Origin of the sequence: Stenotrophomonas maltophilia group sp. Smal12 (assembly GCF_037079935.1) — a bacterium.
GTDB classification, from domain to species: Bacteria; Pseudomonadota; Gammaproteobacteria; order Xanthomonadales; family Xanthomonadaceae; genus Stenotrophomonas; species Stenotrophomonas sepilia.
Genome location: NZ_JBAWUK010000002.1, coordinates 33,291 through 53,913, shown reverse-complemented (window position 1 = coordinate 53,913; position 20,623 = coordinate 33,291). Strand labels below are relative to the sequence as shown.

At 66.9% G+C, this 20,623-nt stretch carries 17 protein-coding genes; 7 read left to right on the top strand and 10 right to left on the bottom strand.

What is annotated here, in order from left to right:
• Positions 1–215: 215 nt before the first annotated feature.
• The 3 genes from otsB to otsA are packed head-to-tail and all read left to right on the top strand — an operon-like array spanning position 216 to position 4,158.
• Positions 216–974, top strand: a complete 759-nt coding sequence (gene otsB / locus WDC87_RS01455; RefSeq protein WP_061480563.1) for a trehalose-phosphatase — start codon at positions 216–218, stop codon at positions 972–974.
• A 41-nt stretch (positions 975–1,015) separates the two neighbouring features.
• The gene (locus WDC87_RS01450) at positions 1,016–2,797 is read left to right on the top strand and encodes a glycoside hydrolase family 15 protein (RefSeq protein WP_072167689.1); all 1,782 of its coding nucleotides are present in this window, start codon (positions 1,016–1,018) and stop codon (positions 2,795–2,797) included.
• A complete protein-coding gene (otsA, locus tag WDC87_RS01445; protein WP_061480565.1) occupies positions 2,794–4,158 on the top strand; it encodes an alpha,alpha-trehalose-phosphate synthase (UDP-forming) in 1,365 nt (454 codons plus the stop codon). Before WDC87_RS01450 ends, otsA begins: the two co-directional genes overlap by 4 nt.
• A 70-nt stretch (positions 4,159–4,228) precedes the next feature.
• On the opposite strand, the gene WDC87_RS01440 is transcribed toward otsA, so the two are convergent.
• From WDC87_RS01440 to rluD, 4 genes are read right to left on the bottom strand one after another with little or no spacing between them, the layout of a single operon-like run.
• Positions 4,229–4,666 carry a thiol-disulfide oxidoreductase DCC family protein gene (locus WDC87_RS01440; protein WP_072167650.1) on the bottom strand — a complete coding sequence of 146 codons (438 nt, stop codon included), beginning with the start codon at positions 4,664–4,666 and terminating at the stop codon, positions 4,229–4,231.
• On the bottom strand, positions 4,641–5,147 hold the full coding sequence (locus WDC87_RS01435; protein WP_252744333.1) for a DUF4166 domain-containing protein: 507 nt from the start codon (positions 5,145–5,147) through the stop codon (positions 4,641–4,643). Before WDC87_RS01435 ends, WDC87_RS01440 begins: the two co-directional genes overlap by 26 nt.
• 20 nt (positions 5,148–5,167) lie before the next feature.
• Positions 5,168–5,938, bottom strand: coding sequence for a peptidoglycan editing factor PgeF (gene pgeF, locus WDC87_RS01430; protein WP_072167648.1), 771 nt, complete (start codon positions 5,936–5,938; stop codon positions 5,168–5,170).
• Positions 5,938–6,927, bottom strand: coding sequence for a 23S rRNA pseudouridine(1911/1915/1917) synthase RluD (gene rluD / locus WDC87_RS01425; protein WP_080376926.1), 990 nt, complete (start codon positions 6,925–6,927; stop codon positions 5,938–5,940). The genes pgeF and rluD overlap by 1 nt, the downstream gene beginning before the upstream one ends.
• A gap of 113 nt (positions 6,928–7,040) precedes the next feature.
• Here rluD and WDC87_RS01420 point away from each other — a divergent pair, with 113 nt between their 5' ends.
• A complete protein-coding gene (locus WDC87_RS01420; protein WP_032960726.1) occupies positions 7,041–7,928 on the top strand; it encodes an outer membrane protein assembly factor BamD in 888 nt (295 codons plus the stop codon).
• Positions 7,929–8,126: 198 nt separating this feature from the next.
• The gene (locus WDC87_RS01415) at positions 8,127–9,329 is read left to right on the top strand and encodes a lipase family protein (RefSeq protein ID WP_227837956.1); all 1,203 of its coding nucleotides are present in this window, start codon (positions 8,127–8,129) and stop codon (positions 9,327–9,329) included.
• A gap of 114 nt (positions 9,330–9,443) precedes the next feature.
• Here WDC87_RS01415 and WDC87_RS01410 read toward each other — a convergent pair whose 3' ends face one another.
• The 3 genes from WDC87_RS01410 to sucC all read right to left on the bottom strand — a co-directional run bounded on the left by WDC87_RS01410 (position 9,444) and on the right by sucC (position 13,380).
• Positions 9,444–11,078 (bottom strand): NAD+ synthase, encoded by a 1,635-nt coding sequence (locus WDC87_RS01410; protein WP_065178926.1) that lies wholly within the window; start codon positions 11,076–11,078, stop codon positions 9,444–9,446.
• 232 nt (positions 11,079–11,310) lie between these two features.
• Positions 11,311–12,186 carry a succinate--CoA ligase subunit alpha gene (sucD, locus tag WDC87_RS01405; RefSeq protein WP_005418610.1) on the bottom strand — a complete coding sequence of 292 codons (876 nt, stop codon included), beginning with the start codon at positions 12,184–12,186 and terminating at the stop codon, positions 11,311–11,313.
• Positions 12,187–12,210: 24 nt separating this feature from the next.
• Entirely contained in the window at positions 12,211–13,380 is a 1,170-nt protein-coding gene (gene sucC / locus WDC87_RS01400) for an ADP-forming succinate--CoA ligase subunit beta (RefSeq protein WP_005418614.1), read from the bottom strand.
• Between the two features lie 407 nt (positions 13,381–13,787).
• Between sucC and WDC87_RS01395 the strand changes: the two genes are divergently transcribed.
• Both WDC87_RS01395 and WDC87_RS01390 read left to right on the top strand, forming a co-directional pair.
• Positions 13,788–15,401 (top strand): ATP-binding protein, encoded by a 1,614-nt coding sequence (locus tag WDC87_RS01395; protein WP_065178928.1) that lies wholly within the window; start codon positions 13,788–13,790, stop codon positions 15,399–15,401.
• Positions 15,402–15,461: 60 nt separating this feature from the next.
• The gene (locus WDC87_RS01390; protein WP_072167645.1) at positions 15,462–16,835 is read left to right on the top strand and encodes a sigma-54 dependent transcriptional regulator; all 1,374 of its coding nucleotides are present in this window, start codon (positions 15,462–15,464) and stop codon (positions 16,833–16,835) included.
• A 133-nt stretch (positions 16,836–16,968) separates the two neighbouring features.
• On the opposite strand, the gene pilB is transcribed toward WDC87_RS01390, so the two are convergent.
• The 3 genes from pilB to WDC87_RS01375 form a co-directional block, all read right to left on the bottom strand.
• Complete coding sequence (gene pilB / locus WDC87_RS01385) at positions 16,969–18,699, bottom strand: type IV-A pilus assembly ATPase PilB (RefSeq protein WP_252744334.1); 1,731 nt, start codon at positions 18,697–18,699, stop codon at positions 16,969–16,971.
• Positions 18,700–18,857: 158 nt separating this feature from the next.
• Positions 18,858–19,691 (bottom strand): sterol desaturase family protein, encoded by an 834-nt coding sequence (locus WDC87_RS01380; RefSeq protein WP_301655227.1) that lies wholly within the window; start codon positions 19,689–19,691, stop codon positions 18,858–18,860.
• Positions 19,692–19,890: 199 nt separating this feature from the next.
• Positions 19,891–20,319, bottom strand: a complete 429-nt coding sequence (locus WDC87_RS01375) for a pilin (RefSeq protein ID WP_252744559.1) — start codon at positions 20,317–20,319, stop codon at positions 19,891–19,893.
• Positions 20,320–20,623 lie beyond the last annotated feature (304 nt).

Sequence of the window (20,623 nt, the reverse complement as noted above, 5' to 3'; positions counted from 1 at the left end):
GGTTATTTTTGATTGACACAAACCCACCGGGGGGGGGGCGGCCGTTGGGCCCCCACGCCCGGGGCGCCAGCCACGCCCCCCCTGCGGCCCCACCACGGGGCGCCACCCACCGGAGGTGATCGCTCTGGGTGGGTGCCGACCGTTGGCCGGCACTACCCCGATCCGTAGCCCGCCCTCGACCCCACGTACACGCCCACGCTGGCAAGCTGGGCTTCATGGCTGAACCGCTCCCCCTGCGTCCGCCACCGCCATTGCTGGATGACGCCTGCGCGTTGTTCCTCGATGTCGACGGCACCCTGATCGAATTCGCTGCACGCCCGGATGCCGTGCAGCTGCTGCCGGATGTGCGCGAAGCCATCGGCCGCATCAGCGACCGCCTGGAAGGTGCCGTGGCACTGGTCAGTGGCCGCCCGCTCGAACAGCTGGATCAACTGTTCGCTCCGCTGCAACTGCCTGCTGCGGGCCTGCATGGCCATGAACTGCGTGGGCAGGATGGCCGCGTACTGCGCGACGAACACGACGACGACACCGCCGAATGGCTGCACGCACTGCACCAGCAGGCGATGCGCTTCGCCCACGGCCATCCCGGCGTGCTGGTGGAAGACAAGGGTGTCGGCCTGGCCCTGCACTGGCGCGGCGCGCCGCATGCAGCCAGGGACGTCCGCGCCTTCGCCGACCGCCACGTGCGGGGCCGTGCCAGCTACCGCCTGCAGCCCGGCGACCATGTGGTCGAGTTCGTGCCCGTCGGCACCGACAAGGGCCGTGCGGTGCTTCGGATGATGCAGTACCTGCCCTTCCGCGGTCGCCTGCCAGTGTTCCTCGGCGATGACCTGACCGATGAGTTCGGCTTCGATGCCGCCAACGGCCAGCATGGCTGGAGCGTGCTGGTGGGTGAACGTGAACCCAGCGCGGCGGTGTTCGCGCTGCCCGACATACGCAGCGTGCACGCCTGGCTGCGTGAGAATGCCTATTGACCCGGCCAACCCCCACGGCCGCAACCGAGATGTACCGCGTGATGACCCAACCCGATCTTGATCTGGGCGTGGTCGGCAACGGCAGCTTCGGCGCCCTGGTCGACAAACGTGCCCGCGTTGTCTGGAGCTGCCTGCCCACCTTCGACGGCGACCCTACCTTCTGTGCGCTGCTCGGCCCCAGCCAGCAGACCGGTGGCGACTTCGCCATCGAGCTGGAAGACTTCGCCAGCAGCGAGCAGGAATACCTGACCAACACGGCGATCCTGCGCACCGTGCTGCGCGACGCGCACGGCGGCGAACTGGAAATCCTCGACTTCGCCCCACGCTGGCGCCAGAACGACCGTTTCTACCGCCCGGTCAGCCTGATCCGCCAGGTGCGTCCGCTGGCTGGCAGCCCGCGCATCACCGTACGCGCACGCCCGCTGGCGGACTGGGGCGCGCGCGTTCCGGAATCCACCTGGGGCAGCAACCATGTGCGCTGGGTGCTGCCCGAACACGTGCTGCGGCTGACCACCGACGTGCCGGTGCGCTTCGTGCGCGACGGCCTGCCGTTCGTGCTCAACCATCCCATCCACCTGATCCTGGGCGTGGATGAATCGCTCAACCGTTCGATCAGCGGCTATGTGCAGGAGGCCTTCCAGCGTACCCGCGATTACTGGCGCGAATGGGTGCGCTACCTGTCCATTCCCCTGGAATGGCAGGACGCGGTGATCCGCAGTGCGATCACGCTGAAGCTGTGCCAGTACGAGGACAGCGGCGCGATCATCGCGGCGATGACCACCTCCATTCCTGAAGCCCCCGGCAGCGTGCGCAACTGGGATTACCGCTACTGCTGGCTGCGTGATGCCGCGTTCGTGGTGCGTGCATTGAACCGCCTCGGCGCCACGCGCACGATGGAACAGTTCCTCGGCTACATCTTCAACCTGGCCACCACCGACGGTACGCTGCAACCGCTGTACGGCATCGGCTTCGAAGCCAAGCTGGACGAGGATGAGGTCCCCAGCCTGTCCGGCTACCGCGGCATGGGCCCGGTACGACGCGGCAATCTGGCCTGGGTGCAGCGCCAGCACGATGTCTACGGCAGCGTCGTGCTGGCGTCCACGCAGCTGTTCTTCGACCGGCGCCTGCAGGACCCGGGTGATGCGCACACCTTCGCCCGCCTCGAACCCCTCGGCGAGCAGGCCTTCGCCCTGCACGACGTACCCGATGCCGGCCTGTGGGAGTTCCGCGGCCGCACCGAGGTACACACCTACACCAGCGCGATGTGCTGGGCCGCCTGCGACCGCCTGTGCAAGATCGCCGTGCGGCTGAAGCGCGACGACCGCGCCCACTACTGGCGCACACGTGCCGACACCATCCACGCGCGCATCATGGCCGAATCCTGGAGCGAAGAGCTGGGCCACTTCACCGATACCTTCGGTGGCCATCGCCTGGACGCCTCGCTGCTGCTGCTGGCCGACATCGGCTTCATCGACGCGATGGACGCCCGCTTCATCGCCACCGTCGAAGCCATCGGCCGTGACCTCAAGCATGGCAATTCGCTGTACCGCTATGTCGCTCCGGATGACTTCGGTGAACCGGAAACCAGCTTCACCATCTGCACGTTCTGGTACATCGATGCACTGGCGGCGATCGGGCGCCTGGACGAGGCGCGCGAGATGTTCGAACTGCTGCTGAGGCAGCGCAATCACCTGGGCCTGCTGTCGGAGGATCTGGCCTTCGACACCGGCGAGGCCTGGGGCAACTTCCCGCAGACCTATTCGCATGTCGGCCTGATCACCGCCGCGATGCGCCTGTCACGGTCCTGGCAGGAGGCATCGTGAGTCGTCTGGTCGTGGTATCAAATCGTGTGGCCGTGCCCGGCGAGAACCGCGCAGGCGGCCTGGCGGTCGGCCTGCTGGCCGCCCTGAAGGAGCGCGGCGGGCTGTGGTTCGGCTGGAGCGGCAAGACCGTGAAGGAAGGCAGCGGCACGCTGCACCGGCAGAAGGACGGTGACATCGACTACGTCACCATGGACCTGAGCAAGCGCGAAGTCGATGGCTACTACAATGGTTTCGCCAACCGCACGCTGTGGCCACTGCTGCACTTCCGGCTGGACCTGGTCGACTACGACCGCGGCACCCGCGAGACCTACCACAAGGTCAATGCGCTGTTCGCCGACAAGCTCGCGCCATTGCTGCGCGAGGACGACATCGTCTGGATCCACGACTACCACCTGATCCCGCTCGGCGCACTGCTGCGCGAGCGCGGCATCGGCTGCCGCATCGGTTTCTTCCTGCACATCCCGATGCCGTCCGCCGACCTGCTGCAGGCCATGCCCGATCATCTGCGGTTATTCTCCGCGCTGTACGCCTACGACCTGGTCGGCTTCCAGACCCAGCGCGATGCCGATCGCTTCCAGACCTACCTGCGCCTGTTCGGTGGTGGCCGCGTGCTCGACAACGGTGAGCTGGAAGCGCCCGGTGGGCGCCGATTCCGCGCGGCGGCCTTCCCGATCGGCATCGACACCGAACTGATCGCGCGCCAGGCCGGCACCGCCGCGACCAAGACCGCAGTGAAGAACCTGCGCAGCAGCCTGCGGGACCGCCAGCTGGCGATCGGCGTGGATCGCCTGGACTACTCCAAGGGCCTGCCCGAACGCTTCCTCGGCTTCGAGCGCTACCTGCAGCGCCACCCCGACCAGCGCGGCTCGCTCACCTACCTGCAGATCGCGCCGGTCTCGCGCGGCGATGTCACCGAGTACCGGCAGCTGCGCAGCCAACTGGAACAGATCGCCGGCCACATCAACGGTGGCCACGCCGAGCCGGACTGGACGCCGCTGCGCTACGTCAACCAGAACTTCACCCATGCCACGCTCACCGGCTTCTACCGAGCGGCGGCGGTCGGCCTGGTCACGCCGCTGCGCGATGGCATGAACCTGGTGGCCAAGGAATACGTGGCCTCGCAGGACCCGGAGGATCCCGGCGTGCTGGTGCTGTCACTGTTGGCCGGCGCCGCCGACGAACTGAAGCAGGCACTGCTGGTGAACCCGCACGACCTCGACGGCGTGGCCGATGCGATCGCCACCGCAGCGACGATGTCGCTGAGCAGGCGCAAGGAACGCTGGCACGCGATGATGGAACATCTGCGCACCTACGACATCAACCACTGGCGCCGCAGCTACCTCGACGCACTCGAAGGCTGAAGAAAAAGGGGACGGAGGGGATTAAGTCGTTTGTGCACAAACGACTTAATCCCCTCCGTCCCCTTTTTCGTCAATCCAGGAACCGCGCGGCCTGTTCCGGTGCGGGTAGATGGCAGGTGTCATGCCGACCGAACCAGCGGTAGCGGTTGCGTGCCAGCGCGCGATACGCCGCATCACGCCAGCCGCGCGGCACGAGCCGCAGCACGCCGGCCAGGCGCCAGGCGCCGCCCAGCCCCGCAAGTACGCGCAGGATCGCATCGGTATCGGTCCAGGCACCCTGTGCGTCCAGCAGCAGGAACGACATCGGGTCCTGCGGATCCAGCCCGTGCGCGCGCAGCATCGCGCTGCCCTTCTGCCCCTGCATCGCTGCAAAGCGGTAGCGCCCCCTGCGGTCGAAACGCAGCAGGAACCGCACCCAGCGATTGCACAGTGCGCACACGCCATCGAACACGATCACCGCGCTGCCAGCCTCGGCGGCAGCGTCACCGCGGTTCGAGCCAACCTTCATAGCGGATCAGGGCTCCGGCCCAGGGCAGCGTCACATCGACCAGGAAAGTGTAGCGCTCGCCCTGCCAGGCTTCACGGCAGCGCACACCGCCGAACCAACGCGTCGGCAGCGGCAGCAGCCCGAACGCCCAGACCCGGCGCACCGACCAGTCGATACCACCGTCGCGGGCCCGCAGCGCGAACTCGAAGCGCACCGCGCCCAGCTGCTCGCGCAGATGCCCGTCGTGCGCCCACAGCCGCGACACCATTGGCCAGCGGCCGAACCGCCGCGCCCACTGCTCGCCCTGCCGGTAGCGGTTGAACGCCACCTCGGTGGGCAGCGCGTCACCGTCCTGTGGCAACCGCGCCAACGCAGCCAGCAGCGGCACCAGCCAGTGCCGCCCCCTCACGATGCAGGCCTGCCCCACGTAGCGGCAGGGCAACGGCGCGGCATGCAGCGCCTGCACCGGTCCTGCCAGGGTGGCGAAGGCCGGCCCCAGCACACGCGCGAACAGCGGCGCAGTCAGGGCGCGATCCAGGCCAGGGTCGCCATGCGCCCGGTGCGACGATCGCGCCGATGCGAATACAGGTCCGGGTCGGCCATCGTCGACACCGTGCCCCCATACACCTGTGCCGGGTCCATCCCCACAGACTGCAGGCGCTGCCGCGCCAGCGCGAACAGGTCCACCTTCCAGTGTCCGGGACGGGTCACGACGAACGCCCGCTCAGCAGCGGGATCATGGCCGACGAAGGCGTGATAGACCTCCTCGCCGATCTCATAGTCGGACGGCCCGGCGGCCGGGCCCAACCAGGCCCGCAGCTGCGCCGGCGGCGTCTGCAGGGCGGCCACCGTGGCCTCCAGCATGCCGTCGGCCAGCCCCCGCCAGCCGGCATGGGCCGCGCCCACCTCGCTGCCGTCCGCGGCGGCGAACACCACCGGCAGGCAGTCGGCGGTCAGGATCGCCAGCACCACGCCCGGCACCGAGGTTACCGCCGCGTCGGCCACCGGCTCGCGCGCGCCGGGCACCGGCGGTGCATCGAAGCGCAGCACGGTGCTGCTGTGCACCTGGCGCAGCCAGTGCGGCGCCGACGGCAGCGCCAGCCCCTGTTGCAGCAGCTGGCGGTTGTGCTCCACGTTGGCCGGGGTATCACCATCGGCCGCGTGCCGGTTGCCCAGGTTGAACTGCGCGAACGGCGCCGGCGAGATGCCCGCGCCGTGCCGGCGCGTGGTCAGCGCATGGACGCCTGCGGGCGCCGGCCAGTCGGCCTGCAGCAACGGCAGCGCGGCCGCCATCACCAGCGGTCCCGCTCGCGGGCGGCGAAGGCTTCGCTGTCTTCGCGCAGCACCTTCAGCAGGTGCAGCATGTCCTCCGGCACCGGCGCGGTGTTGCGCACCGGTTCACCGGTGATCGGGTGCGTGAACTCCAGGGTCTCGGCGTGCAGGGCCTGGCGCTTGAAGCCGCGCAGCGCGGCCACCAGCTCGTCGCTGGCGCCCTTGGGCAGCTTCAGCGCGCCGCCATACAGCGGGTCGCCGATGATCGGATGGCGCACGTGCGCCATGTGCACGCGGATCTGGTGGGTACGGCCGGTTTCCAGGCGGCACTCCAGCGCGGTGTGTGCCCGGAAGCGCTCGCGCAGGCGGTAGTGGGTCACCGCTTCCTTGCCGTCCTCACGCACCGCCATCTTCAGGCGGTCGCGCGGGTGGCGGTCGATCGGGGCATCGGCAGTACCACCGGCCACCAGTGCGCCCATCACGATGGCCAGGTACTGACGGTGCACGTCACGTGCCGCCAGCTGCTCGACCAGCGCGGTCTGCGCTTCCAGGGTCTTGGCCACCACCATCACGCCGCTGGTGTCCTTGTCCAGGCGATGCACGATGCCGGCGCGCGGCAGCACCGCCACCGACGGATCGCGGAACAGGAGCGCGTTGACCAGGGTGCCGCTGTGGTTGCCGGCACCCGGATGGACCACCAGGCCCACCGGCTTGTTGATCACCAGCAGGTGCTCGTCCTCGAACAGCACGTCCAGCGGGATGTCCTCCGGCTGGGCGTCGGTCTGGGTTTCCAGCACCGCGTTGAGGGTCACCACCTCGCCGCCACGCAGCGGATCGCGCGGGCGCACCTGGGCACCGTCCAGCAGGACCTCACCGGCCTTGATCCACTCGGTCAACCGCGAGCGCGAGTATTCGGGGAACAGTTCGGCCACGACCGCGTCGAAACGACGGCCCGCAGCGGTGTCGGGGACGATGGCCTGGCGGGCCGATTCAGAGGGTTGTTCAGACATGGCAGGGGGCATTCTTTGAAATTTTGGGGTCCCGGCGGCCGGTTTCAGTCGCTGGACAGGACACTAGGCTATCATCGACCCTTCGTATTCCAGCCGCGTCCCGCCTCGACCCCATGATCCGACGCTCCGCCATGCTCTCCGCGCCCGTCCGCCTCACCGCCCTGCTGCTGGTGCTGGTCATCGCCGCAACCGGCTGCCATCGCGGCGCCAAGAAGGGTGATCGCCCCGATGAAGGCGTGCCGGTCGAACAGCTGTACGAGAAAAGCCACAAGCTGATGCAGGGCGGCAACTGGAGCGGCGCCGAAGCCAGCTTCCGCCGTCTGGTGGCCCAGTATCCGTACGGTCCGTACACCGAGCAGGCGATGATCGAAACCGCCTACGCGCAGTACAAGGCCGGCAAGCACGATGACGCGGTGTCCAGCATCGACCGCTTCATCCGTACCTACCCGACCCACCGCAACATTGCCTATCTGTACTACCTGCGCGGCCTGGCCAACTCCAACCGCAGTACGGTTTTCCTGCGCCGCGTATGGTCGCTGGATGCCAGCCGCCGCGACCTGTCCACGCCGCACCAGGCGTACTCGGACTTCAACATCGTGGTTGATCGTTACCCGAACAGCCGCTACGCCGCCGATGCGCGCCAGCGCATGCTGGAGCTGCGTGACGTGTTCGCCCAGCACGAGCTGGACAACGCGCTGTACTACATGCGCCGCGGCGCCTGGGTGTCAGCCGTGGGCCGCGCCAACTACCTGCTGGAAACCTACCCGCAGAGCGCCTTCCAGTACGACGCCGTGGCCGTGCTGGCCGATTCCTACACCCACCTGGGCAACAAGACCCTGGCCGACGACGCCCGCCGCGTCCTGCAGCTGAACCAGCCGGATCACCCGTGGCTGGAAGGCAAGTGGCCGAAGTACCCGTGGATGATCCGCAAGCTGAACCCGTTCGCCGGCGAGAAGTCCGCCAGCACCGGCCAGCGCAACGCGCGACTGGAAAAGAAGTAAGCGAGGGCCCCGACGGGGCCCTTCTTCTTTGTAGAGTCGAGCCATGCTCGACTGCTTTCCTCGCCCGCCTCCCCGCGCCGGGGCCGGCACCTAGGAATGCTACGAATCCACGGCGGATGCGACGCCGGTCGCGGCCCGCCCGGGCACGGCCATCCACACTGCAGCGTCACGGCCACACCGGCCATCACGGAGCGCCCCATGGCCTCACTGCCCCGCAGTATCCGCCCTCTGTCCTGCCTCCTCGCCATCGCGCTGCTGGCGCTGGCCTCGGCGCCGCCGGCCGCCGCACAGGGCGCACCGGGCGATCTGCTGTCCGCAGCCCCCTATCGCGCCACCTGGGTGCCGTCCCAGGCCGCCCAGGCCTACAAACTGCACTACCGCACCCCGGATCACCGCGGGCAGCTGGCCGAAGGCACCGGCCTGCTGTACCTGCCCGCCGGCACGCCGCCCATCGGCGGTTGGCCGGTGGTGTCGTGGGCGCATGGCACCCAGGGCATTGCGGATCGTTGTGCGCCCTCGGTCTCCGGCCCCTATCAACCCGAACGCGACGGGCGCTTCCTCGATCGGTTCCTGGCACAGGGCTATGCAGTGGTCGCCGCGGATTATCAGGGCCTCGGAAGCTCAGGCGACCATGCCTATCTGCATGTGCGCACTGCCGCGCGCAACGCCATCGACATGATCAAGGCCAGCCGCCAGTACCTCGGCAACGGGACGCTGTCGCCACGCTGGGTCTCGGTCGGCCATTCGCAGGGCGGTGCCGCCGCGCTCACGGCGGGCCACATCGCCCCCACCTATGGTGGACCGTCGCTGCAGTACCGCGGCAGCTTCACCACCGGCACGCCCACCGCAGTCGAACTGACCGCGCTGGTGATGAAGCCGGACAACCGCACGGCCAATCCTGGCGCGCTCAACGCGTATCACGCGTATCTGCTCGATGGCCTGCTGCAGGTCGCGCCACAGATCGACCGCGTCCTCAGCGACGCCGGCCGCGCCCGTGTGGCCGTGGCACGCGAGCAGTGCCTGGGCGAACTGGCCACCACGCTGGACGGCGCCGACACCGGCAGCATGTTCACTGCACCGCTGGCCAGCGTGCCGGGCATCTGGGCGGTGCTGTACGACTATCTCGGCGTACCGCGCCGCGGCTTCAGCCAACCGCTGATGTTGGGCCATGGCAGCCAGGACCGCGATGTGCCCTACCTGACCACCCTGCTGTACGCCGCTGGCCTGGCCCTGCGAGGCGAGCCGGTCGCGTTCCGGCGCTACCCCGTCGACCACCGGGGCACGCTGGACGCAGCCGCCGCCGATGGCCTGGGGTTCGTACGTGCGCGACTGGGGGACGATCCCTTCAACGACGCTGCGGAAACCGCCGGCCTCGAACAGTTGCTCGACGGAGTCCGGTAGATCCACGCCAAGCGAGGATGATCTTCGACCATCGTGCGGACCAAGATCCGCCCCCACCGGAGAGGGGCCAACGGGTTGCCGGCCAGCGGCCGGCACTAACCGCCAAGCGCTGCCTCAGCCCTTGTAGCCGTTGCTGATCGGGTAGCGCCGCTCGCGGCCGAACGCGCGGCGCGAGACCTTCGGCCCCGGCGCGGCCTGGTGCCGCTTCCACTCGCTGATGCGCACCAGGCGCAGCACGCGGTCGACCACGGCTGCGTCGTAGCCGGCGGCCACGATCTCGCCGCGCGACTGCTCCTGGTCGATGTAGCGGTACAGGATGCCGTCCAGCACGTCATAGGCCGGCAGCGAGTCCTGGTCCAGCTGGTTCTCGCGCAGCTCGGCCGACGGCGGGCGGCTGATCACCGCCGGCGGGATCACCGGTGCGCCGCCCACGGTATTGCGCCACTTGGACAGGCCGAACACTTCGGTCTTGTACAGGTCCTTCAGCGGCGCGTAGCCACCGCACATGTCGCCGTAGATGGTGGCGTAGCCGACCGCGTACTCGCTCTTGTTGCCGGTGGTCAGCAGCAGGCCGCCGAACTTGTTGGCCAGCGCCATCAGGATCACGCCGCGGCTGCGCGACTGCAGGTTCTCTTCGGTCACGTCCGGCGCGGTGCCTTCGAACATCGGCGCCAGCGATTCCATCAGGCCCTTGAACGCCGGCTCGATCGACACAGCCTCAAGCTTCACCCCCAGTGCCCGGCACTGCTCGGCGGCCAGGTCGTTGGACAGGCCGGCGGTGTAGCGCGACGGCAGGCGCACGGCGGTCACGTTCTCTGCGCCCATCGCATCCACGGCCAATGCCAGCACCAGGGCCGAGTCGATGCCACCGGACAGGCCCAGCCACACCTTCCTGAAACCGTTCTTGCGGCAGTAGTCCTGGATGCCACGGGTCACCGCGCGCCAGGCCAGCGCGTCCATGCTCTCGTCGCCGTCGTCCATCCACACATGCGGCATGAAGCGGCGGGTCTCACCGTCATACTCCACCACCAGCCACTGGTCGACGAAGGCAGCAGCGGCCGGGTGCACCGTGCCATCACCATCCGCCACCACCGAAGCACCGTCGAACACCAGCGCATCCTGGCCGCCCACCACGTTGAGGTAAGCGATGGCCGCCCCGCTCTCGCGGGTACGCGCGGCCAGCACGGCGTCGCGCTGGGCGTGCTTGCCACGCTCGTAGGGCGAAGCATTCGGCACCACCACCAGCTGCGCACCCGCGCGCATGGTGTCGGCCAGCGGCTCGGCGAACCACAGGTCTTCGCAGATCAGCAGGCCGACCGGAATGCCATTGACCTCGAACACGCAGCTGCCACCATCCGGATCGACGTCGAAGTAGCGGCGCTCGTCGAAGACCGCGTAGTTGGGCAGTTCGCGCTTGCGGTAGGTCTGCTCGACCAGGCCGTCACGCAGTACGCTGGCAGCGTTGTAGACCACCGCGCCAGCCGCCTGCGGCCAGCCGACCACGGCGGTGATGCCACGGCAGGCGGTGGCGATGCGGGTCAACGCCTGCTCGCACTCGTACAGGAAACCCGGGCGCAGCAGCAGGTCCTCCGGCGGGTAGCCGCTCACCGCCAGCTCGGGGAACATCACCAGCTCGGCGCCGTACTCATCGCGCGCCTGGCCGATCATCTCGATGATGCGCTCGGTGTTGCCGGCGACGTCGCCGACCGGGAAGTCGAACTGCGCCATCGCGATGCGGATCGAAGCCATGGGAATCCAGCCTGTGGTTGCAATGCTTCCATTGTAACGCCGCGTCGTGCGCGCGCCGGGGGCGTTCACTGCGTGGACAGCCCCGGCTCAGTAGATCCACGCCATGCGTGGATGGGGTTACCGGAACCGTCAGGGCGCCAGACGCAGAAAGGCCGCCCATAGGCGGCCCTTCTGTTTCAGGCAGCCGGCCAGCGGCCGGCTCTACAGCATCGTCTGCGCGAGGCAGCCGATCTTATTTCACCAGCTTGGCGATGGCAGCGCCCAGGTCGCCCGGCGAACGGACGGTGACCACGCCAGCGGCTTCCATCGCGGCGAACTTGCCTTCCGCGGTGCCCTTGCCGCCCGAGGCGATCGCGCCCGCGTGGCCCATGCGCTTGCCGGCCGGAGCCGACGCACCGGCGATGAAACCGACGACCGGCTTCTTCACATGGTTCTTGATGTACTCGGCGCCGGCTTCTTCTGCGTCACCGCCGATTTCGCCGACCATGATGATGCCTTCGGTCTGCGGGTCTTCGTTGAACAGCTTCAGGCAGTCGACGAAGTTCAGGCCGTTGATCGGGTCACCGCCGATGCCGATGCAGGTGGACTGGCCCAGGCCGACTTCGGTGGTCTGCTTGACCGCTTCATAGGTCAGGGTGCCCGAACGCGACACGATGCCGATCTTGCCCGGCTTGTGGATGTGGCCCGGCATGATGCCGATCTTGCACTCGCCCGGCGTGATGACGCCCGGGCAGTTCGGCCCGATCAGCACGGTGTCCGGGTAGGAACGGGTCAGCACGTTCTTCACGCGCAGCATGTCCAGCACCGGGATGCCTTCGGTGATGCAGACGATGACCTTGATGCCGGCAGCCGCAGCTTCCAGGATCGCGTCGGCCGCGAACGGCGGCGGCACGTAGATGACCGAAGCGTTGGCGCCGGTGCTCTGCACGGCGTCGGCAACGGTGTTGAAGACCGGCAGGTCGATGTGGGTGGTGCCACCCTTGCCCGGGGTCACGCCGCCAACAACCTGGGTGCCGTACTCGATCATCTGAGTGGCGTGGAAGGTGCCCTGCTGGCCGGTGAAGCCCTGCACGATCACCTTGGTGTTCTTGTTAATCAAAACAGACATGGGAATTTCCTTCGGTGTCGTGGATCAGGCGGCGTTCTTGACCGCTTCAACGACCTTCTTGGCGCCGTCGTTGATGTTGTCAGCCGGGATGATGGCCATGCCGCTGTCACGCAGCAGCTGCTTGCCCTCTTCCACGTTGGTGCCTTCCAGGCGCACCACGACCGGAACCTTGACGCCCACTTCCTTCACGGCGGCGATGATGCCTTCGGCAATCATGTCGCAGCGGACGATGCCGCCGAAGATGTTGACGAAGATGCCTTCAACCTTGTCCGAGGACAGGATCAGCTTGAACGCTTCGATGACGCGCTGCTTGTTCGCACCGCCGCCCACGTCCAGGAAGTTCGCCGGCTCGCCGCCGTTGAGCTTGATGACGTCCATGGTGGCCATGGCCAGGCCGGCACCGTTCACCATGCAGCCGATGTTGCCGTCCATGGTGACGTAGTTGATGTCCAGCTCCGAAGCGGTCACTTCGGTTTCATCTTCCTGGGACTTGTCGCGCATCGCGACCAGTTCCTTGTGGCGGAAGTTGGCGTTGTCGTCGCTGTTGAACTTGCCGTCCAGCGCGTACAGGTTGCCATCGTCCAGGATCGCCAGCGGGTTGATCTCAACCAGCGCCAGGTCCTTCTCGTTGAAGATGCGGTACAGGTTCACCATGATGTTGGCGAACTGGCCGGCCTGCTTGGCGGTCAGGCCCATCTTGAAGCCGATGTCACGGCCGTGGTAACCCTGCACGCCCTCGACGAAGTCCACGTTCAGGGTGTGGATCTTGTCCGGGGTCTCGGCAGCGACCTGCTCGATTTCCATGCCGCCTTCGGAAGAGGCGATGTAGCTGATGGTGCGGGTGCCGCGATCCACCAGGACCGACAGGTACAGCTCCTTGACGATCTCACCGGCGGTGGTCACCAGCACCAGGTTGATCGGCAGCTCGACGCCGGCAGTCTGGTAGGTGGCCATCTTGGTGCCGAGCATCTTGGCCGCTGCGGCCTTCACGTCGTCGACGGTCTTGCAGAACTTGACGCCGCCAGCCTTGCCGCGGCCGCCAGCGTGGATCTGCGCCTTGACCATCCAGGGGCCCTGGCCCAGCGACTGGGCGACTTCAACCGCCTCGTCCGGGGTCGCCGCGACCTTGCCGGCCGGGACCGGGATGCCGTATTCGGCAAGCAGTTGTTTTGCCTGGTATTCGTGGAAATTCATGCGTCACCGTGGGAATAGGAACGACCGCACGCAATTCCTCAGGGCCCCCTCGAAGAGGCACCGGCACGGACCGCGGCGGGCCCACTATTGTGGCCGAGCCGGCGCCGGGGCGCAAAGAAGTCTGTACAAAACGCCAGACCCGGCCAGATTTCCGCCGTCATTCAGGCAGTTGCGCCCGGGGGCCGGCTGGCCAGCGGTATCCATCCCAGGCCAAATGCGCGATCCGGGCCGCACCGGCGGGCGCCCGCCGGCGGCCCTATACTGGTCAGCCAGGGTGTGTAGCGTCGGGGGTGCTCGACGGCTTCCACCGCAAGCCACATCGAAGCGACGTACCGCCCGGCCTCAGGGGACGCCGGGCAGGCCCGCCGCAGATTCCAGACCCAGGCAGCCAGAAGGGGAGTTCCGGCGTGTCACCCAGTGCTTCATTGATCGACCGCATCGAATCGATTCCGCGGCGTGAGCTGTATTTCTTCGCGCTGTACCGGGTGCTGATCGCCTCGGTCATCGCCGCCCTGCTCTACAGCCCCCTGTCGGCCATGGTCGGCGAAGCCCACCATCCACGGCTGGCCGACACCGTCGCCGCCATCTACCTGGTGCTCTCGCTGCTGGCCCTGGTGATCGGCCGCAATGAACGCTGGCTGCGCCCGATCGTGGTCAGCGGCGTGCTGGTGGACATTGTCGCCGCCACCCTGTTGTCGCATGCCCTGCCGGGTGCCAGCGCCGGCATTTCGATGTCGCTGCTGTTCAACATCGCCGCTGCCGCCACCCTGCTGCCGCTCAGCCTGGGGCTGGGCCTGGCCCTGGCCGCCAGCCTCGCCACCGGCGTGGAATACACCTGGAAGCTGCTGGAAGGTGGCGACCCCACCCGTACCCTGGCCGAACTGGCGATGTTCGCCACCAGCTACCTGGCGCTGGCCTTCATCAGTTACCAGGTCGGCAGCCGCGCGCGCCGCAACCAGCAGCTGGCCAACCAGCGCGGCGATGAAGTGGCCAACCTGTTCCAGATCAACGAGCTGATCATCCGCCGCATGCGTACCGGCGTGCTGGTGGTCGACGCCGACAACCGCGTCACCCTGGCCAACGAGGCCGCCTCGATGCTGCTCGGTGACAGCGACGGCAGCGGCGAAAGCGGCCGCCTGGACCTGGCCAGCGCCGCCCCGGAACTGGCCCGTCGCCTGCAGCGCTGGCGCAACGGCTGGGCCCAGGACGAACTGCCGCTGCAGCTCAACCCCGACCAGCCCGAAGTGCAGCCCCGCTTTGCGCGCCTGCTGGCCGGCAGCGAGCTGGCCCTGGTATTCCTGGACGACTCCAGCGTGGTCTCGCGCCGTGCCGAGTCGCTCACCCTGTCAGCAATGGGGCGCTTCTCGGCCAGCCTCGCCCACGAGATCCGCAACCCGCTGGCCGCGATCAACTACGCGGTGCAGCTGCTGGAGGAAGGCACCGGCTTCAACGAAAGCGACCGCCGCCTGCTGCAGATCATCCGCCAGCAGTGCCAGCGCACCAACGGCATCGTCGAAAGCGTGCTGGGCCTGGCCCGGCGCGAGCGCGCCACGCCCGAAAACGTCGACCTGGCCGCCTTCGTGCGCCGCTTCGTGCTGGAGTACAAGCAGGGGCAGACGCTGGAGACCGACAGCATCGAGCCGATCATCAACGACACCTCGGTGCTGGCCCAGGTCGACAGCAAGCACCTCTACCAGGTGCTGACCGTGCTGGTGCACAACGCGCTCAAGTACGGGCGCATCGGCCAGCAACCGGCGCGGGTGCGCCTGCGCGTGGCGCAGCACGAGCGCAGCGCGGTCATCGACGTGATGGATCGTGGCCCCGGCATTCCCGAGACCGTGGCCGCGCAGTTGTTCCGGCCGTTCTTCACCACGTCCGAGCATGGCACCGGGCTGGGTCTGTACATCGCCCGCGAGCTGTGCCGGGCCAACCAGGCGCGGCTGGACTACATCCCGGTTCCCGCTGGAGGCTCCTGCTTCCGCCTGGTGCTGCCCGGCCCGCATACGCTGTTGCCCACCTGATCTCGATTCTGTGCGTCAAACATTTGTCGCTTCCAGCCCCCTCGTTTATCTTTCACGCCCATGAACGAAACCCGCAGCGCCCTCGTCGTCGACGACGAACGCGACATCCGCGAACTGCTGGTACTCACGCTCGGCCGCATGGGGCTGCGCATCAGTACCGCAGCCAACCTTGCCGAAGCGCGCGAACTGCTGGCCAGCAATCCGTACGACCTGTGCATCACCGACATGCGCCTGCCCGACGGCAACGGTATCGAGCTGGTCAGCGAGATCGCCCAGCACTACCCGCGCACGCCGGTGGCGATGATCACTGCCTTTGGCAGCATGGACCTGGCGGTGGAAGCGCTGAAGGCCGGCGCCTTCGATTTCGTCAGCAAGCCGGTGGACATCGCCGTGCTGCGTGGCCTGGTCAAGCACGCGCTGGAACTCAACAACACCGAGCGCCCCGTGCCCGGCCCTGCCGCCGAACAGGGCGCACGCCTGCTTGGCGACTCGCCGGCCATGGACGTGCTGCGTACCACCATCGGCAAGGTCGCGCGCAGCCAGGCGCCGGTCTACATCCTCGGTGAATCCGGCGTGGGCAAGGAGCTGGTCGCACGCACCATCCATGCCCAGGGTGCCCGCGCGGCCGGCCCGTTCGTGCCGGTCAACTGCGGCGCCATTCCCGGCGAGCTGATGGAGAGCGAATTCTTCGGCCACCGCAAGGGCAGCTTCAGCGGCGCCCACGCCGACAAGCCCGGGCTGTTCCAGGCCGCGCATGGCGGCACCCTGTTCCTGGACGAAGTGGCCGAGCTGCCCCTGCAGATGCAGGTGAAGCTGCTGCGCGCGATCCAGGAAAAATCGGTGCGCGCGGTCGGTGCGGCCAACGAAGAGCCGGTGGACGTGCGCATCCTCTCGGCCACCCACAAGGACCTGGCCGAACTGGTCGAGGACGGCCGTTTCCGCCACGACCTCTACTACCGCATCAACGTGATTGAGCTGAGGGTGCCGCCGCTGCGCGAGCGTCGCCAGGACCTGCCGGAACTGGCCGCGTCGGTGCTGGCACGGCTGGCCCGCAGCCATGGCCGCCCGACGCCGTTGCTGGCGCCGTCGGCACTGGACGCACTGGCCCAGTACGCCTTCCCCGGCAACGTGCGTGAACTGGAGAACATCCTGGAGCGTGCACTGGCACTGGCCGAAGAAGACCGCATCGGCGCCGATGACCTGCGCCTGCCGCAACATGCCCCGCGCACGCCCGGCAGCGCAGCGCACGCCGAAGCCGTCGTGGACCTGCAGCCCGGCAGCGCCGCCCTGCCCTCCTACATCGAACAGCTCGAGCGCAGCGCCATCCAGCGCGCGCTGGAAGAAAACCGCTGGAACAAGACCCGCACCGCCGCGCAGCTGGGCATCACCTTCCGCGCGCTGCGCTACAAGCTGAAGAAGCTGGGGATGGAGTAAGCACAGGGCCCGACGCGGGCCCACCAACGGGTAGTGCCGGCCGCTGGCCGGCAACCTCATGCATCGCGGCATCCACGCATGGCGTGGATCTACTGTAGAGCCGAGCCCATGCTCGGCTGCTCTCCGGGCTACCTCAATCCTTGGTAACGCGGTTGATCTCGGCCAGGCTGGTAATGCCCGCAGCGGCCTTCTTCAACGCCGACTGGCGCAGATCGTTCACCCCGATCTGCTGTGCGGCCTCGGCAATCTGCAACGCATTGCCGCCAGCCAGCACGATCGTGGCGATCTCGTCGGTCATCGGCATCACCTGGTAGATACCCGTACGGCCCTTGTAGCCCTCGGTGCACTCATCGCAGCCGACCGCCTCGTACAGCTCGATACCCGCGTCCAGCTGCGCCTGGGTGAAGCCTTCGGCCAGCAGCGCATGCTCGGGCAGATTGGCCGGGCGCTTGCAGTTGTTGCACAGCCGGCGCGCCAGGCGCTGCGCGATCACCAGCGTCACCGAGCTGGTGATGTTGTACGGCGCGATGCCCATGTTCATCAGGCGCGCGATGGTCTGCGGCGCATCGTTGGTGTGCAGCGTGGACAGCACCATGTGGCCGGTCTGCGCCGCCTTGATCGCGATCTCGGCCGTTTCCAGGTCGCGGATTTCGCCGACCATGATGATGTCCGGATCCTGTCGCAGGAACGAGCGCAGGGCCGCGGCGAAGGTCATGCCGCGCTTGTTGTTCTGCTGCACCTGGTTGACGCCGGGCAAGCGGATTTCCACCGGGTCTTCGGCGGTGGAGATGTTGCGCGTCTCGTCGTTGAGGATGCCCAGCGCGGTGTACAGCGACACCGTCTTGCCCGAACCGGTCGGGCCGGTCACCAGCACCATGCCGTACGGCTTGTGGATGGCTTCCAGGAACAGCTTCTGCTGGTCCGGTTCGTAACCCAGCTTGTCGATGCCCAGCTTGGCCGCGCTGCCGTCCAGGATACGCAGCACCACCTTCTCGCCGAACAGGGTCGGCAGCGTACTCACGCGGAAGTCGATCTGCTTGGTCTTGGACAGGTTGAGCTTGATGCGTCCGTCCTGCGGCACGCGCTTCTCGGCGATGTCCAGCTGTGCCATCACCTTCAGGCGCGCGGCGATGCGCTGGTTCAACTTCACCGGCGCGCGCGCGACCATCTTCAGCAGGCCATCGATGCGCAGGCGCACGCGGTAGTCGTCTTCATAGGGCTCGAAGTGGATGTCCGAGGCGCCCTTGCGGATCGCGTCCACCAGCACCTTGTTGACGAACTTCACCACCGGGGTGTCGTCGCCCTTGGCATCGATGCCGGCGTCGCCGCCCCCGGAAATGTCCTCTTCACCGCCGGACACATCCAGGTTACCAATGCCATCGTCGTCACCGCCCAGCGCGTCGCCCAGCGTGTCATGGCTGGCATGCCACTGCTCGAGCGTGCGACGGATCTGGTCCTCATCCACCAGGATCGGCTCCACCACCAGATTTGTGTGGAACTTGATCTCGTCCAACGAATGGGTCGGGTTGCTGGTACCCACGAACAGCTTGCCGCCGCGCTTGAACAGCGGCAGCACGTTGTGCTTGCGCAGCAGCTCTTCGCTGACCAGGCTCATCGCGTTCTGGCTGGCGTCGAACGTGGACACGTCGAACAGCGGCATGCCGAACTCGACCGCATTGGCGGCCGCCAACTGGGCCGCCCCGACCACCTTGTTCTGCGCGAACCAGGTCGGCAGCGGCTGCCGGGCGGCAGCGGCCTTGGCCATGGCGTCGCGGGCGGAAGCCTCGTCCAGCGCACCATCCTGGACCAAGCGACGGGCCAGGCCGGTGATGCCGACGAGATTGGCGGTGGTTACGGTGTTCATCTACTGATCTCTTGCCTATCAACGCCGGTGATATCGAATTTCGTACCGTTCACCCGTAAATGCAGCGTCCCGGCACGCCCCACATTGAAGAGGATAATCCATTGCTAGTGCAGCCAGAGAGCGCACTATGACCACCCTTCGCCCCCCCCCCCGATTGCCTACGGAACAGCATCGCTCCCGACACCGGAGGGACGCCTCAACCTAAACAAGCGAGCGAAGGGACTGAAGATCTGATGCAAGAAGGAATCGTGGCCGGCACCGGCCACCCCCAGGGGTGCGTCGCACGGAAAGGGCACATACCAAGTGCCAAACCACTGGTCGAATACCGAGAACACTGTCGCGAAATTGTTACCCACCCCTTCCCCGTTGCGCACGTGATGCCATCTATGCATGGCGGGCGACACGAATAGGCGACCCAAGGCGCCATAGGTCCATGGCACGTTCGCGTGAATGAACAAGCCATAGTAATGACGGATGAGCGCGTTCATGAAGATGACCCACAGCGGGAACCCAAAGAGCAGAAGCGCCCCCATATCGATGAACACCGTTGTCAAACGGTTGATGGGATGAAAACGGTACAGAGAGAACCAAGTCATCCTGCGATCACTGTGGTGCATCTCGTGAAACAACCATAGCCACCTACAGTGCTCGAGCCGATGCCGGAAGTAACCGATTGCATCCCCCACAAAGAGCACTACTAAGAGCAGCAGCCACTTCGGAAATTCAGCCCACATCGCACCCATTGCACCGGTCCATGTCCATGCAACTGAATGTTGCATCAACACCATGCCTACTGCCAGAAGCGGTGCAATTAGCAGCGCGTCTAGCAGAAAAGAAAAGACGTTGACATGGAACCCTGCAGGCAGTAAACGCCGAACAACGCCCACAAGATCCTTGCGATTAATGATCGCAGCCAATAGCAGAAATGCCCCCATCTCCGGAAGGAGCCCGGATATAGCGCTCTGCAACTGTGCGACAACGTCGAAGTTCATCCCCGGCCCGATCATTCGACAGCCCTCTGCCTGTTGTGACACTACACAGAAGCCACCTTGAACCGAGGAGATCGGAATCTCGCGGCCAACGACATCAATCCCCAGCGGCGAGTGGCCCCGTCCCCCGGACGGCTACCCCCTACAAAGCAAGAGCCCCGCAGTGCGGGGCCCTTGTTGTCTCAATCAGCGCGGCAACCGCTTACGGCGTCGGAGCGGCGGCAGCACCACACTGGCCCGGACGATACTTCGCATCGAGGCTGGTGGAGCAGGACCACAGGCCGCTGTTGGCGTCGCGGGTCCACGTAATGTTCTGGCTGTTGAACTTGGTAGCGTTGCCGTTCTTGGTGGTGCAGGCAATGGTCGTGGCAGTCACGGCCACATTGCAGTAGGAGGTGCTGGCAGCAACGCCGATGAAGCCCGCATCGGTTGCGGTGGTCGACGGAGTCTTGCCTTCGTTGGTCGCCTGTTCGAAGCCGACCTTGCCGGGGGTAATCTCAGCCAGGGCGGAAGCCGCCTGCGAACGAACGACGTAGTCCTGATAGGCCGGGATCGCAATCGCAGCCAAAATGGCGATGATCGCAACGACGATCATCAGTTCGATAAGGGTGAAGCCCTTCTGGTTCTTCATTTGGTACATCCCCAAGATGGTGGTGGTTGATGTCAGCGGACAGGTTCGACCCGGCCCATGGCCGGTTGAGCGGGCCCTGCCCCCTGCGGGTGGTTCAACGCAGGTTGCGTGCCAACCCCGGCACGCCTCCCCCTGGATTTCCCCGCGCCAATGATGGCAGCAATTTCGCGGATGGGAACCCCCCGTACTCCAATCTGCGATGGAGGCGGCAATGTGACGCAGTGCGTCACCTTTGGTCAGCGGCCGGCACGAAATCGCACAGCCCGCCATTCTCCCGCTGCCCAGACGGCCCTGAACCGGCTAC